Origin of the sequence: Acinetobacter sp. ABJ_C5_2 (assembly GCF_044538485.1) — a bacterium.
Taxonomy (GTDB): Bacteria; Pseudomonadota; Gammaproteobacteria; order Pseudomonadales; family Moraxellaceae; genus Acinetobacter; species Acinetobacter nosocomialis_A.
In genome coordinates this window covers 116422-131913 of record NZ_JBIUCS010000001.1, presented here as the reverse complement: position 1 = coordinate 131913, position 15492 = coordinate 116422, and the positions used below count along the sequence as shown (strand labels likewise).

Here is a 15492-nt window from a genome sequence, read left to right as displayed (position 1 = left end):
CCTCGGTTTTTTAGTCACGAACGTAGATGCTTTCTACATCATTGTCGTCTTCATCATCGTCAAAATCGTCATCATCGTCCATCATACTTTCGAGACGTTGTGCTCGACGCATCGCACGATATGCTTCTTTTGCCGCAATGGTTTGTTCACGTGTTTCAACTTCTAGTTGTTCACGGAAAGCTCTTACTTCTGCTGCGTACTCAGGATCTTCAACTTCGCGTTCACGTTGTTGTTCAATCTGATCCATCAAGTAATACACAACTTCTTTTGTTCCTTCGCTTAATAAGCCTGATGTCTTAAAGACAGGACCAGTCCACTCTAATTCATCTAGAATGTGCTGACACCACTCTTCACGGCTTTCTTCAGCAATTTGATCCAGTTTATTCAGCACCAAAACAACTGGTAGTTTCGCCAAAGTAGGTGAAAACTTAGCCAGCTCGTTCATAATAGCTTTTGCATTATGTGCTGGATCTGAACCATCAATTGGTTGTACATCAATGATGTGTAAAAGAATACGAGTACGGGCCAAATGTTTAAGGAAGCGAATTCCTAGACCTGCACCTTCTGCCGCACCTTCAATAAGGCCCGGAATATCGGCCATTACAAATGAACGATGACGGTCAGCATCTACAACACCCAAGTTTGGAACCATGGTTGTAAATGGATAGTCTGCCACTTTTGGCTTTGCAGCACTTACAGCACGAATGAAAGTAGATTTACCCGCATTTGGCATACCTAATAAGCCAACATCTGCCAATACTTTCAACTCAAGACGAATTTCACGAAACTCACCTTTAGTACCCGTAGTACATTTACGCGGAGCACGGTTAGTTGATGATTTAAAGTGAGTATTCCCCAAACCACCTTCACCACCACCTGCAACCAGAATTCTTTGGCCGTCTTCAACCAAGTCGCCAATAATATCGCCAGAATCTGTATCAACAATTGTTGTACCAACAGGTACTTTTAAAACCACATCTTCACCACCGCGTCCGGTACAGTTAGCACCTGCACCGTTTTTACCACGCTCAGCGCGGAATTTACGGGTGTAACGGTAATCGACTAAGGTACTTGTATCATCATCGGCTTGAATATAGATACTTCCACCACGTCCGCCATCACCACCATCTGGGCCACCAAATGGTACAAATTTTTCACGGCGAAAACTGGCTACGCCATTGCCACCGTCGCCAGCCTCTACGGTAATGACTGCTTCATCAACAAAGCGCATTTGCCAATCCTCTAAAAACTCTAAAACCGCCTATTCTGCCATATTTTCATAAAATTCTCGAATAGAAAATCGAGAGAATTCTACTTTCATAGGTCTTATTTTATTTCTTTTGATATTGATAAAAATTTACAGCAGATCATTGCCTCTCTTTATGTGTTTATCACTTAAGGATGAACATTACGTAAAGGCAAATCCATCTTCATATCTAAATTAGCTTTTGTGTGCTGTACCGAGTTATACATAATCGCATTAAAGCTTGAGATATTACCCATTTCCATTGCATCGTTAATTTTTAAACTTGGATTAAACTGATGCTTAATTGGTAAATTTACCGATTCATCAAACTCAAAATAAACCGGACCATTAAAAGCAATTTTAACCGGAATGGTATAACTACGTTTTAACTGAAATGGAATATCAAGATTGATGGGAATATTTAATTTTAATGGAAATCTAGGAAGTAGTTTATTTTGGTAAATTAAATCGGTGGTTGTTTCTAAAGGCATAACCTGATCGACTTTCAGTGTTGTCGCATAATCAACACTTACTGTAATTGGAGTCTCAACTTCAAACTCTAAATCAGCCAAATATCTTCCCTTTAATGGCACCGAAATCTGACGATCAATATCAATTGAGGTATCTAGTTTACCTATAGATTGTACCTGTAAATTATTGCCAACATGAATTTTAGTTTCTAATGACTCTGGTAATCGAATATCCGACTCGTGTGCAGAAACAACCACTGAAGCCTGTATGTTTAAATAGAGCCAAAATAAAATTGCCGTGAGTACCATAATCAGAAAGAAACTGATGAGCATACTTTTTATTGAACCCAACATAAGCCACCCACCTACTTTTTCTGGTTCTGAGCAGGTAAAGATGTAGCATTATCATCTTTAACACGATTAAGGCTCATGCTCGATAAAGGTATTTTTAACTCACCATGCTCAATTCTAACTGGCAACGTATTTTTCACATCTACCGAAGCATTTAAAGCAGTTTTTACAGGTACATTCAAACTCCCCTGAATTGGAATGTTTGTTTTTAACTGAGCATTTAATGGAATATGAAGATCTTCTTTTAAAACAGTTTTTACCGGAGCATCAAATTTCAAATGAACTTTTTGATCAAGTGGGACTTGAATATCAATAGGTACATCAAGCTTTAATGGAATATTACCTTTTAATGGCAAAGTAATATCCCTACCTAATACTCTGACTTGAACTTTTGTATCTATTGGTAGACTTTGATCAACTTTTAACGTTTCTTTAACCGGTATAACGGTACTAATTGGCACCATATTATCGAAATAGACACGTGGAGTTAACGTCTGTGTGAGAGGAATCGTTAACTTTTCATTAATAGGAATATTCGCATTTACTCGGCCTTTTACATCGACATTTAAAGCATCTTTGACTTTAACTTGCACCTGCAATGGTTCTTGTAAATCAATCGCTACAGCTTGGTTTTTCAGCGGAATATAAATATTAAAATGCTTGAAAACCCAAATGGCGATGAGCACACCACATATATTCGCGATAATGATAAAAAAGAAGACGATTAATAATCTTTTAAACTGCTGCAATTCCAATCCCTTTACTATTTCTTTTTGTTCCTTAAGTCCTATTCTCATTGATTTCTAAAAAATAATCAGCATATATTTTGTACGGTTGTAAAAAAACCCAGTCTAAACTGGGTCTTTTTGTCACATACTTTTATCTAACGTTAAATGGAATTAAGCGTTAGTTTCTGCAGGAATTTTTGTATAGCTTACGCCACACATTTGTTCAGCGATACGTAATACTTGGCAGCTATAACCTACTTCGTTATCGTACCAAACATAAGCAGTTAAGCGGTTACCAGAAGTAATCGTTGCTTGAGCATCATATACACCAGCTGTACGAGAACCGATAAAGTCACTTGATACTACTTCTGTAGAGTTTGTATAACCGATTTGACCTTGAAGGTTAGAGTTAATCGAGATTTGACGAATGTATTCGTTCACTTCTTCACGATCAACTTCTTTATCAAGCGTTAAGTTTAAAATCGCAAGAGATACGTTTGGTGTAGGAACACGTACAGAGTTACCAGTTAACTTACCTTTTAATGCAGGTAATGCTTTAGCAACAGCTTTAGCAGCACCAGTTTCAGTAATAACCATGTTCAATGTAGCTGCACGACCACGACGATCAGCTTTGTGGTAGTTATCAATTAAATTCTGGTCATTTGTAAATGAGTGAACTGTCTCAACGTGACCGTTAAGAACTTTATATTTGTCATCCAATACTTTAAGAATTGGAGTGATTGCATTTGTTGTACAACTTGCAGCAGAGATGATCTTGTCTTCATCTAAGATGTCAGTGTTGTTTACACCAAATACAACGTTTTTCATTTCGCCTTTACTTGGTGCAGTTAATACAACACGTGCAACGCCTGGGCATTTCAAGTGTTGGCTTAAGCCTTCAGCATCACGCCATTTACCAGTGTTGTCGATTAAAAGCGCGTTTTCAATACCGTATTGTGTATAGTCTACTTCGCTTGGGCTAGATGCATAGATCACTTTAATGAAGTTACCATTCGCAATGATTGCTTCGTTTTCTTCATCAACAGAGATTGTACCAGCGAAAGTACCGTGAATTGAGTCACGACGAAGTAAAGAAGCACGTTTTGCCAAGTCACCGTCAGAAGACTTACGAACAACAATCGCTTTAAGGCTTAAACCACGACCTAAACCTGATTGGCTAATGATTAAACGAGCTAAGATACGACCGATACGACCAAAACCGTAAAGAACTACGTCTTTAGGTTGTTCAGAAGTTGCGCTACCTTTAATTGACTCAACAGCTTGAGCAACAAACGCGTCAACATCACCGCCTTTTTCTTTATATTCAACTGCAAGTTTACCGATATCAACTTCTGCAGAACCAATGTTTTCAACTTTTGCTAAAGCTTCTAAAATTGGGAATGTATTTACAACAGAAAGCTCAACATCTACAACACGTGTACGACGGTGAGTTTTCAAAATTTGAATAACAGAACGGTTAATTAAAGAGCGACCGTAAACAGATACGACAATATTTTTTTCACGGTATAATTGACCGATTACTGCAATCATACGTTCCGCGATTTCTTCACGGTTTTTCCAACGGCCTTGGTGTTCAGCGTGCAGGGCGATGATAGTGTCTTTGCTCACAGATACGTCCTCTAATTAATTATATCTAGGCGTGATTTTTAAAACCCCGTAATTGTAATGGAATTATTAGCAAGAATGAATCAAAAGCTGACGTTAGTGGCTAGATTTTCCTAAAATTCATCATAAATTCATAAAATACCTATAATTATTTTTTATTATCTTATTGTTTAAAGCAGCTAAATTTTTGCTTTTTCTTACTTTTTAGATTCTGATGCTCTAATCGTGAGCATCATTTTTTAATCTTTTTTGATATTTTTCGATATTTAACTGCAAATTTTTGGCTTTTTGCTGCTGTTGATATAGATGGAATGCGCCTTCTAACACCAATACCAAAACGGCACACCAAATTGGAAGATAAGTAAACCATTCTTCTTTACCAATGCTTTCCCCTAGCACTAAAGATGCTAAAGCAAGTAGTACTGGTTCAAGATATCCAAGCAGACCAAAAACAACCAAAGGTAAATAACGGCTTGCCAATATATAACATCCCAAGCCTATAGCACTAAGCACACCTAATCCTGCAATAACCAACCCGAGTGTCGGCTGATTGAAAAACTTACTATATGGCAATAACCCTGTATGTGTCAGATAGATTGCAACTGGCATAATAATCAGAAGGTCCCACCAAAAGCCTCCTAAATTATCCGTTTTAATTTTCTTACGTAACAAGAAATAAGCGGAATAACCTATAGCCACTAAAGCAGTTTCCCAAGCAATGCTTCCTAGACGAAAAATCTCATGACCTACACCCACTATTGCCAGAACAATAGCGACCCATTGAAATTTTGATATTTTTTCGCCATATAAGACACTGCCAGCTAACACTAAAACAAGCGGTAAAAGGAAATATCCCAAAGACACTTGTAGACCACGGCCGTGCATGGGTCCCCATAAAAAGAGCCATAACTGTACCGACGTCAAAACGGAGGTTGTGATGAGTAATAAGAGAAAAGATGGTTTTGCCAAAATACGGTGATAGATATTTTTAATATGGCTTAAGTCACCACTCCACCACATAAACACAGTTAAAAATGGCAAAGTCGCAATAATACGCCACCCAAACGTCTGCTCACTATCGAGTTGACCAAGTAGTTGAGTATAGAAATAAAGCACACCGAAAGTTAATGATGCCATGACAGAGAAAATCACGCCTTTTAACATCACCAACCTCTTTATACTTTAATAAAAATAAAGCGCTACAATACTTGATTTATCCACTATACAAAAGAAAAAACCATGCGAAGACATGGTTTTTTATTAAGCAGAATTTATTTATTCTTTGTGCTCAGTATGAATAACATCACGAATATCAAATCCTAATGTTTTTGCATAATTCAGATATTCGTCAATTACTTCTTTATGCGGGTGTGGCGTTCGAGATAATACCCAAAGATACTTACGGGAAGGCTCCCCGACTAAAACCGTTTGATAGTCTTCATCCAGTTTTAAAATCCAGTAATCCCCACGAATGACTGGAATCCACCTTACAGCCTCAGGTAAAAAACTCACTTTTAATTTTGTGTTATAGGGTGGATTAACTACGAAAGCCTCACCAATAGATTGCTGTAATTGCTTGCGGCTATCATAACAACGGTTATCTACAACGATATTTCCATTTTCATTCAAGGTGTAAGTTGCAGATACGTTGTAAGCACATTTTTTTTGGAAAAAAGCGGGTTTACGCGCGACTTCATACCACACACCTAAATAACGGTCTAATTCAACTTTATCGACAGTTGGTAAAGGCTTCTGCTGAGCGTAGGCATATGTTCCGACAGCCAAACCAGTCAGAACAATCCCGCCCAATGCAATTTTTGCCAAGCGCCAACTGGCTTGCGGAACATTATTTCGAAATGCCATTGTTGCCCTCAACTTTTAGTTGTGAATACAAAATAACTTAAATATCTACACTAGCTTGTTTTTTAAACAAATCATGTAGTGTTATGTATCCATTTATTGCAACATTTGCGCTTTTAAACGAACGATTTCATCACGAATACGTGCCGCTTGCTCAAATTGTAAGTCTTTGGATGCTTTTAACATTTCTTTCTCAAGCTTAGTAATATGCTTACTAAACAATTTAGGATCAGAAAGAATATGTCGATCATCGGCACTTAAAGCTTGTGCCTGCTCTAATACCTTCTCATCAATTTGATCATCTGAAAGCACTTCACCTGCATCAATTTCTTTGATGACCTGACGAACAGCACTACGAGGTGTAATACCATGTAGTTCGTTGAACTCAATTTGTTTGGCTCTACGGCGCTCAGTCTCATCAATTGCTTTTTGCATAGAATCGGTAATTCTATCTGCATATAAAATTGCTTTACCTTTCACATTTCGCGCAGCACGACCAATGGTCTGAATAAGCGAACGTTCTGAACGTAAGAAGCCCTCTTTATCTGCATCTAAAATAGCAACTAAAGAAACCTCTGGCATATCCAAACCTTCACGAAGCAAGTTAATACCGACTAAAACGTCGAATACCCCCGTACGTAACTCATGAATAATTTTGACACGCTCAACTGTATCGATATCTGAATGCAAATAAGCAACCTTAACGCCATATTCTTTTAAATAAGACGTTAAATCTTCCGCCATACGTTTAGTTAAAGTCGTCACCAACACACGTTCATTTAAATTCTTACGAATATTAATTTCAGAAAGTACATCATCGACTTGCGTAAGTACTGGGCGAACTTCAATTTCTGGATCAATCAAACCTGTTGGACGAACGACCTGCTCAACTACTTGCTCTGATTTTTCCAATTCGTATTTAGCGGGCGTTGCACTGACAAAAATAGTGGTCGGAACAATACGCTCCCACTCTTCAAATTTCATAGGGCGGTTATCAAGCGCGCTTGGTAAACGGAAACCGTAATTGACCAAGTTTTCTTTACGTGAACGGTCACCTTTATACATTGCGCCAATTTGAGGAACCGTTACATGTGACTCATCAATAATAAGTAAAGCATCGTCTGGTACATAATCAAATAGTGTTGGTGGTGCTTCGCCTGCAGGACGGCCCGATAAATGACGAGAGTAGTTTTCAATACCATTGGTATAGCCTAACTGCTGCATCATTTCCAAATCATAACGAGTACGTTGCTCGATACGCTGAGCTTCAAGTAACTTGTCATGTTCACGGAAGAACTTAAGCTGGTCTTGAAGTTCATCCTTAATGGTATCAATAGCACGTGTTAAGTTGTCTTTTGGCGTCACATAATGGCTTTTTGGATAAATCGTGACACGTGGTACTTTTCGCACCATTTTACCGGTGAGTGGATCAAACCAACGAATTGAATCTACTTCGTCATCAAAAAGCTCAATACGAATTGCGTGTTGGTCAGATTCAGCTGGGAAAATGTCAATAATTTCGCCACGAATTCGATAAGTACCACGTAAAAATTCAAGCTCATTACGGGTATATTGCATTTCAACCAAACGGCGAATAATTTCGTCTCGACTCACTCGGTCACCCTGCACCACATGCAATAACATTTGCATATAAGCATTTGGGTCACCCAAACCATAAATAGCAGAAACAGAAGCTACAATAATTGCATCACGGCGTTCTAACAAAGCACGTGTTGCCGATAATCGCATCTGGTCAATATGGTCATTAATTGCTGCGTCTTTTTCAATAAATGTATCTGAAGAAGGAACATACGCCTCAGGTTGATAGTAGTCGTAATAACTTACGAAGTATTCAACCGCATTATTTGGGAAGAAGGCTTTAAATTCACCATACAGCTGGGCTGCCAAAGTCTTATTATGCGCCATCACAATGGTTGGTCGTTGGGTTTGGGCAATCACGTTTGCCATGGTATAGGTCTTACCTGAACCAGTCACACCCAACAGTAACTGATTACGAAAACCTTTTTCGACACCATTCACCAGCTTTTCAATTGCCTGTGGCTGATCACCCGCTGGCTGGTAATGAGTGACCAAATCGAAAGGTTGATTTTCGTTCACAGTTCTCTCTCTTTATCAAAAATTTGAATTTATCTTCTAGCAACTTAATGGGGATTTTTTCCCTAATTTAAAGTCTGTAGCCAGATTAATCTACAGCGAAAATATTAAGCATCTTGATACTTGACCAATGCTTTAAACGGTTGCAACATGGACTTATCCATTAGATAAAAAGCATAACCATGACCTATCAATATCATGATGAAAGTATTGTAACTGAACTGCCTGAAGATACAGTGTTTGTCTTCGGTAGTAATATGGCTGGGCAACATGGTAGTGGAGCCGCACGTGTTGCCAGTCAGCATTTTGGGGCTATAGAAGGTGTGGGACGTGGCTGGGCTGGACAAAGCTTTGCAATTCCAACTTTAAATGAACATATTCAACAAATGCCACTCTCCCAAATCGAGCATTATGTTGAAGACTTTAAAATTTATGCAAAAAATCACCCTAAAATGAAATACTTTGTGACTGCTTTAGGATGTGGGATTGCAGGTTATAAAGTTTCCGAAATTGCTCCGCTTTTTAAAGGCATATATCACAACGTGATTTTTCCAGAATCATTTAAACCGTATGTTGAAGATAATGCTGTTTCACAGTTTCCGACACTCACTCAAAAAATGGTTCAAAGTTTCATTAACGATGAAGTTATTTTTTACTTTAATCATGGCAGTGACTCTTTTGAAGACGCGTTAGATAAAACTGATTTATCAAATGCTGAAAAAGCGATAGCATTGATTGTTTTAAATGAAGAGTTATATCCTCGTGACCGCTATGGCAGAGGCCGAGATCATGAATTGAGTGATATTTTAGGTAAGCTCAATGGTAAGATTTTCAATATTCATGGTAACTCAGAAGGCGCAATGATTTTTGTCAGTGTAATTGTGGCACTGATGGAACTTTACGATTTCGATGAACAAGACTTCATTAAATTATGGCGCGGCGAGAAAAATATCGACCACCCAATTAACCGTTAATTTATTTTGATGTTTTATGAGAAAAGCAGATAAATTCTGCTTTCTCATTATTTTAATTATTCTAAAGATTTAAACTGATTATTTTCCCAAATCCTAATTTTTCTCATTATACTTTAAGACGAACTGAATACTTAAAGAAACAAATGGAAACTTTAGATTCTTCAATTTTTGACTTACCCCCAATTCCAATGTGGATTGAGGACTTCAGTGAAGTTAAGCAGTTATTTGACCTATGGAGAAATCAAGGGGTCGAAGACCTATATGAATTTCTAAGTCAAAATGAAAATTTAATTGTCGAATGTGCCCATAAAATTAAAATTATTAAGGTCAACCAAAAAGTATTAGAACTTTTTGAAGCAAAAAACCAAGAAGAATTATGTGCCAACTTAAATCTTATTTTTAAAAAAGAAATGTTTGAAGCCCATATTCATGAACTCGAAGCGTTATGGAATGGCAAAACTCATTTCTCAAGTACCACTATAAATTACACGCTTTCTGGTAAACGTATTGATGTACAACTGCGTGGAGCAATTTTACCGGGTTCTGAAACTACATTTGACCGTATTTTAATTACCACCGAAGACATTACGCCTTATCAAAATGCACTTCGTCAGGAAGAGAAAAATCGACGCCTAGCAGAGTCAATGTTTATCTATTCTCCTACTTCGCTTTGGGTTGAAGATTTTAGCCGTATTAAAAATAGAATTGATCAGCTTAGGCTATTAGGTATTGAAGACTTTAGGACTTTTCTAGATGTACATCCTGAGTTTGTGCGTCAATGTATAGAAGATATTCTAATTTTAGATGTTAACCAGTCGACTCTAGATTTATTTAAAGCCCCTGACAAAACGACTCTCTTAAAAAATACCCATAAAATTTTTGCCGAAGAAATGGTGGAAACTTTTAGAGAACAGCTGATTGAACTCTGGCAAGGAAATATTCACCACAAGCGTGAAGCCGTTAATTATGCCTTAGACGGACAAATTAGAAATGTCTTACTACAGTTTACCGTATTCCCCGGCTATGAAGAGACTTGGGGATTGGTACAAGTTGCGCTGACAGATATTACTGCACGAAAGAAAGCTGAAAATTATTTAGAATATTTAGGCCAGCATGATGTACTGACTAAGCTTTATAACCGTGCTTTCTTTACAGAAGAGCTTAATCGCTTAAATCGCAGCATTATTCGCCCTGTTTCTTCAATTTTTTTAGACATGAATGGTTTAAAAGAAACCAATGATCAACTTGGTCACGATATTGGCGATGGTTTATTGCGGCGTGTAGGTAATATTTTAAATCAGACAATCACAAATACTGCATATACAGCTTCTCGAATCGGTGGCGACGAGTTTGTGATTTTAATGCCTGGCGCTGATGAAGCGAATGTTTTAATGATGCTGCAAACTATTCAGGAGCTTTTCAATATAGATAATCAATATTACTCAAGCCATCCAATTAGTATTGCTATTGGACATGCAACCACAAAAGAAAATGAACAAGTGGAAGATATGCTAAAACGCGCAGATCACAGTATGTATCAAAAGAAAAAAAGTTATTATCAAGAAGTGCCACAACAATAAAAAAACAGGCATATTGCCTGTTTTTTAAATTAACGCTTACCCATAGAACGGCGCGTACCACGAGGTGGCATCCAAGTTCTATCTGCATATTGCTCTGGCTTCGGACGCACTTGGTTGTGTACAGCATCATCTGCTTGATTGCTTTCATTCGGCATTGGGAATGGCAATTTCACCAAAGCCTTTTTCTGTTTTGGCTGTTGCTCAGTCATAATTCAGTCTCGATATTTCGATTGCGACTTATTATAAAGGATTTTTCTCATTTCTTTCGAAAAAAGCTTCAATTGAGTAAAACCACAACAAGATCTTTCTTAAATTAAACTTTTTTACATCTAAAAATACCCACATCCGCAAATTGCCTAATTTTTGCGATAAGATAGTATGCTTTTTATTTTTTAATCCCATAAGAGGAATATTGCCGTGGACGTACGTCTTTCTGATCGTGTCAATGCTATCAAACCGTCCCCTACACTTGCTGTAACTAACAAAGCTGCTGAGCTTAAAGCTGCTGGCAAGAATGTGATTGGTTTAGGTGCTGGCGAGCCAGATTTTGATACCCCTCAACACATTAAAGATGCTGCAATTGAAGCAATTAATAATGGTTTCACCAAATATACGGCTGTAGATGGTACTCCTGGGTTAAAAAAAGCAATTATTGCTAAGTTTAAGCGTGATAATAATCTTGATTATCAACCAAACCAGATTTTGGTTTCATGTGGTGGTAAGCAAAGCTTCTTTAACTTGGCACTTGCATTATTAAACAAAGGTGATGAAGTGATCATCCCTGCTCCATTCTGGGTAAGCTATCCAGATATGGTGATTATTGCTGAAGGTACACCAGTTATTGTGAAATGTGGTGAAGACCAACGTTTCAAAATTACACCTGAACAATTAGAAGCTGCAATTACACCAAACACTCGTTTAGTGGTATTAAACAGCCCATCTAACCCAACAGGTATGATTTATAGCAAAGCTGAATTAGAAGCTTTAGCAGAAGTTTTACGTCGTCATCCACAAGTATTTGTTGCTTCTGATGACATGTATGAACCAATTCGTTGGGAAGATGAGTTCTACAACATTGCAACTGTTGCTCCAGATTTATATGACCGCACAATTGTTTTAAATGGTGTATCTAAAGCATATGCAATGACTGGTTGGCGTATTGGCTATGCAGCCGGCCCAGCAAAAATCATTGGTGCAATGAAAAAAATCCAGTCTCAATCAACTTCTAACCCAACTTCAATTTCACAAGTTGCTGCTGAAGCTGCATTGAATGGTCCACAAGATGTTTTAGAGCCAATGATTGAAGCGTTTAAACGTCGTCATGACTTAGTAGTTAATGGCTTAAATGACATCAAAGGTATCTCTTGTTTACCTGCTGATGGTGCATTCTATGCGTATGCAAACATTCGCCCTCTTATTCGTGCAAAAGGCTTAAAGTCTTGCACAGAATTCTCTGAATGGTTACTAGAAGAAACTGGCGTAGCAGTTGTTCCTGGTGATGCATTTGGTTTAGGCGGCTTCATGCGTATTTCATATGCAACAGCTGATGAAGTACTTGTTGATGCGTTAGCACGTATCAAAAAAGCTGCTGAATCAATCGAAGGTGTGGATGCTGCAATTGCATCTATCGAAGCTGAAAAAGCTGCTAAATAATTTGTAAAATTAAAAAGGCCTCAAAATTGAGGCCTTTTTTTATAATTAAAATTATTCTGGGTTAAACAATGCGAATACCTCAGCCTCAGTTAGTTTTTTTGTTTGATTTTGAAAAGTATAAAAATCGGGTTTTGAATCAATAAAAATTTCCATATCCAAATTCAAGCCTTCTACTGGCTCATTTAAAGAAAATGCATTGATATTGCAGTAACTTTGATCTTTCGTTCTCCAAAAAATTGTTGTTCCACAAGCATTACAAAAGCCTCGTTCTCCCCAGTCAGAAGAGTTAAATATACTAAGATGCTTTTGCTGAATAAACTTTAAACTGCCTTTGACCACATCAACTGTCATATTGACACCACTAGTTTGTCTACGACACATCGAACAATGGCAAGCATGTACATCATGATTTTTTAATTCAACTTCAAAAGTTGTTTTACCGCATAAACACTGACCGTTCATTATTATTTTCCACAAGAAGTTTATATTTTTAGGGTTATAAAATATTCTACTCAACCACATTTTACAAGTTTATAAACTATAAAATAACCATATTTCTTGTACTTGCCAACTTGACAATATGCATTTTAACGCCTAATTTAACATCAAGTTCCATTTTAGAACTTAATTACTGAAGGACTCAAAAAATGAAAAATCCTATGGAAATGACAGGCCTCGAATTTTTACAAGCCATGATTGAAGGTCACATTCCACCTGCCAGTATAAGCAAAACTATTCCAATGCAACCTACTGAAATTTCTGAAGGATGTGTGACTTTCAAAGCACAAGCAGATCATAATCACTTAAACCCATTAGGTGGTGTACATGGTGGCTTTGCTGCCACAGTTCTAGATTCGGTAACTGGCTGTGCAGTACATACGATGTTACCTGCGGGTGTAGGCTATGGCACAATCGACCTTAACGTGAAAATGTGCCGCCCCATTCCAAAGAACCATCCTTTAATTGCCACTGGCAAAGTCATTAATTTAAGTAAAAATTTAGGTATTTCCGAAGGTAAAATTATTGATGAAGAAGGTAAACTTTATGCGTATGCAACAGCAACCTGCATGATCATTCGACCATAAAAACTAAGGCAGCTTTAAATGGCTGCCTTTTTTATTAAGTCAGGAAGATCTGGACGGTCACAAGTTTGTGCAACCACATAAGGTGCCCAAATATTCTTAAGTTGAAGCTCTATCACTTTATGACACTGAGTAGACCAAGCTAAAACTTTATTTTTACCTAGTAATAATTCGCCTTCGAGCTGGAAAATATAGAGGGGTTTAGATTGATCTAATATGTTGGAAGACTTTAAAACTTTCAGTGAAGTATGCACATCCCATTTTGAACTAAACCAGAGTTGTAATAAGTCACCTAAGTACAAGTCCTGCTTTTTAAATGGAAAAGCATTGATCCATGCATCTTCTACAAGTGTGTAATAAGATTCTGGTTGATTTAAAATATTGAGATAATTGCGTTGATAAAAATCAAAATTAGAAAAAATAGAAGCAACAGTAAGTGTTTTCATACTTATCTCCGATTTAGCCATTTTAGTGCTGGCAAGTTGGTTTAAATCCACACTGTTTGGATTACTCCAAACGCTTGTTCTTTTTTGAATCTAGCAATTGAGTTTTTAAAGTGCAAGTAATTTATATCCTCTCTACTCAACTTGATCAAATAAGAAGCATACAACACAAAAATGAAGGGAACATGACGATTTTCACTTGACCCTTGTCAAAATCTCCTTATAATCGCATGCAGATTCTCCCATAGCTCAGTCGGTAGAGCGACGGACTGTTAATCCGCAGGTCCCTGGTTCGAGCCCAGGTGGGAGAGCCAAATACTAAAAAGCCCGCAGCATTAAAGCGGGCTTTTTTATTGCCATTTATTTTGAATACCTATAAAAAATCCCCTACCTATCTGTAGAGGATTTGCTTTTCATGAATTGATATTTACTAGATTTAATCATCAGATCTAAATTTAAAGAATATATCCCCATCTTTAGATCATTTTTAAAATTCTATTATTCCGCTTCTACAACTTTTAATGGGTTAAAAGACTGCGTTGTTGGCATCATTTCTATACGGTTAATATTAATATGAGCTGGTTGCGATGCAATCCACGCTACCGTATTTGCAATATCTTCAGGCAAAATTGGATTTTTCTTATCATAGAGACTACTCACTTTCTCCTGATCCCCTTTAAAACGTACAAGAGAAAACTCAGTTCCCCCACACAGCCCTGGTTCAACGTTAGTTACGCGCACACCAGTACCAGCTAAATCAGCACGAAGATTTAGACTAAACTGCTCTACAAAAGCCTTTGTTGCACCGTAAACATTACCACCAGGATATGGATATGTACCTGCAATTGAGCCCATATTAATGATTAAGCCTGATTTCTTCTTTACCATGCTTGGCAAAATCAGTCGGGTAACAGTAACAAGCCCCTTAACATTGGTATCAATCATCGTGTACCAATCATCTAATTCTGCCTTGTCTGCCGATTCTAGGCCTAATGCCAAACCTGCATTATTTACGAGCAAATCAATTTGATCGATTTGAAATTCATTTGGTAATTCTTTGAATATTTTATTTATATTTTCTGCTGTATCCGTCATATCAAATACTAATGGGTAGAATTTTTCACCAAGTTCTTGTTTTAGTTCTTCTAGTTTTTCTGCCCGTCTTCCACAACCAATAACTTTATAGCCTAACTCAATCAGCTTTTTTGAAATGCTATAACCAAAACCTGCCGATGCGCCTGTAACTAATGCTAACATTCTTATATCCTTAGAAATGATCAACTATTTCAGTTGAACTCATGATGAACATATCAGCCTTTATATTTACACAATATTTATTATTAGCCTAAAAAAATAAAAGTTTT

Annotated in this window: 15 protein-coding genes, 1 tRNA gene and 1 pseudogene; 5 read left to right on the top strand and 12 right to left on the bottom strand. The window is 37.4% G+C overall.

The genetic code is table 11. From position 1 onward, the window contains the following. Positions 1-10: 10 nt before the first annotated feature. From cgtA to uvrB, 7 genes are all read right to left on the bottom strand, one after another. Positions 11-1231 (bottom strand): Obg family GTPase CgtA, encoded by a 1221-nt coding sequence (cgtA, locus tag ACH8JV_RS00670; protein WP_191010286.1) that lies wholly within the window; start codon positions 1229-1231, stop codon positions 11-13. A 164-nt stretch (positions 1232-1395) separates the two neighbouring features. Continuing rightward, on the bottom strand, positions 1396-2070 hold the full coding sequence (locus ACH8JV_RS00665) for a hypothetical protein (protein WP_311069411.1): 675 nt from the start codon (positions 2068-2070) through the stop codon (positions 1396-1398). 11 nt (positions 2071-2081) lie between these two features. Then, positions 2082-2816 (bottom strand): MFS transporter, encoded by a 735-nt coding sequence (locus ACH8JV_RS00660; RefSeq protein WP_396478272.1) that lies wholly within the window; start codon positions 2814-2816, stop codon positions 2082-2084. A 150-nt stretch (positions 2817-2966) separates the two neighbouring features. Beyond that, entirely contained in the window at positions 2967-4424 is a 1458-nt protein-coding gene (locus tag ACH8JV_RS00655) for a glyceraldehyde-3-phosphate dehydrogenase (RefSeq protein WP_263614343.1), read from the bottom strand. A gap of 216 nt (positions 4425-4640) precedes the next feature. Continuing rightward, on the bottom strand, positions 4641-5588 hold the full coding sequence (gene rarD, locus ACH8JV_RS00650; protein WP_396519166.1) for an EamA family transporter RarD: 948 nt from the start codon (positions 5586-5588) through the stop codon (positions 4641-4643). A gap of 108 nt (positions 5589-5696) precedes the next feature. Then, positions 5697-6284: a lipocalin family protein gene (locus tag ACH8JV_RS00645; RefSeq protein WP_396519164.1), complete on the bottom strand. Its 588-nt coding sequence runs from the start codon at positions 6282-6284 to the stop codon at positions 5697-5699. A gap of 93 nt (positions 6285-6377) precedes the next feature. Continuing rightward, entirely contained in the window at positions 6378-8399 is a 2022-nt protein-coding gene (uvrB, locus tag ACH8JV_RS00640) for an excinuclease ABC subunit UvrB (RefSeq protein WP_016804922.1), read from the bottom strand. Between the two features lie 179 nt (positions 8400-8578). Here uvrB and ACH8JV_RS00635 point away from each other — a divergent pair, with 179 nt between their 5' ends. Next, on the top strand, positions 8579-9370 hold the full coding sequence (locus ACH8JV_RS00635; RefSeq protein WP_396519162.1) for a hypothetical protein: 792 nt from the start codon (positions 8579-8581) through the stop codon (positions 9368-9370). 143 nt (positions 9371-9513) lie between these two features. Then, entirely contained in the window at positions 9514-10950 is a 1437-nt protein-coding gene (locus ACH8JV_RS00630; protein ID WP_396519160.1) for a diguanylate cyclase domain-containing protein, read from the top strand. A gap of 29 nt (positions 10951-10979) precedes the next feature. On the opposite strand, the gene ACH8JV_RS00625 is transcribed toward ACH8JV_RS00630, so the two are convergent. Next, positions 10980-11159 (bottom strand): hypothetical protein, encoded by a 180-nt coding sequence (locus ACH8JV_RS00625; RefSeq protein WP_002118942.1) that lies wholly within the window; start codon positions 11157-11159, stop codon positions 10980-10982. Between the two features lie 208 nt (positions 11160-11367). On the opposite strand from ACH8JV_RS00625, the gene ACH8JV_RS00620 reads away from it, so the two are divergent. Further along, positions 11368-12603: a pyridoxal phosphate-dependent aminotransferase gene (locus tag ACH8JV_RS00620; RefSeq protein ID WP_279970084.1), complete on the top strand. Its 1236-nt coding sequence runs from the start codon at positions 11368-11370 to the stop codon at positions 12601-12603. 51 nt (positions 12604-12654) lie between these two features. Here ACH8JV_RS00620 and ACH8JV_RS00615 read toward each other — a convergent pair whose 3' ends face one another. Then, on the bottom strand, positions 12655-13065 hold the full coding sequence (locus ACH8JV_RS00615; protein WP_396519158.1) for a GFA family protein: 411 nt from the start codon (positions 13063-13065) through the stop codon (positions 12655-12657). 185 nt (positions 13066-13250) lie between these two features. Here ACH8JV_RS00615 and ACH8JV_RS00610 point away from each other — a divergent pair, with 185 nt between their 5' ends. Beyond that, entirely contained in the window at positions 13251-13688 is a 438-nt protein-coding gene (locus tag ACH8JV_RS00610; RefSeq protein ID WP_396519156.1) for a PaaI family thioesterase, read from the top strand. Between the two features lie 14 nt (positions 13689-13702). Here ACH8JV_RS00610 and ACH8JV_RS00605 read toward each other — a convergent pair whose 3' ends face one another. Both ACH8JV_RS00605 and ACH8JV_RS00600 read right to left on the bottom strand, forming a co-directional pair. Then, positions 13703-14131 (bottom strand): hypothetical protein, encoded by a 429-nt coding sequence (locus ACH8JV_RS00605; protein ID WP_022575284.1) that lies wholly within the window; start codon positions 14129-14131, stop codon positions 13703-13705. Between the two features lie 41 nt (positions 14132-14172). Further along, positions 14173-14317: pseudogene (locus ACH8JV_RS00600) on the bottom strand (hypothetical protein); the annotation flags it as partial. Between the two features lie 49 nt (positions 14318-14366). On the opposite strand from ACH8JV_RS00600, the gene ACH8JV_RS00595 reads away from it, so the two are divergent. Beyond that, a tRNA-Asn gene (locus ACH8JV_RS00595) sits at positions 14367-14442 on the top strand. A 184-nt stretch (positions 14443-14626) separates the two neighbouring features. On the opposite strand, the gene ACH8JV_RS00590 is transcribed toward ACH8JV_RS00595, so the two are convergent. Beyond that, complete coding sequence (locus ACH8JV_RS00590) at positions 14627-15385, bottom strand: SDR family oxidoreductase (RefSeq protein WP_016804929.1); 759 nt, start codon at positions 15383-15385, stop codon at positions 14627-14629. Between the last annotated feature and the right edge of the window lie 107 nt (positions 15386-15492).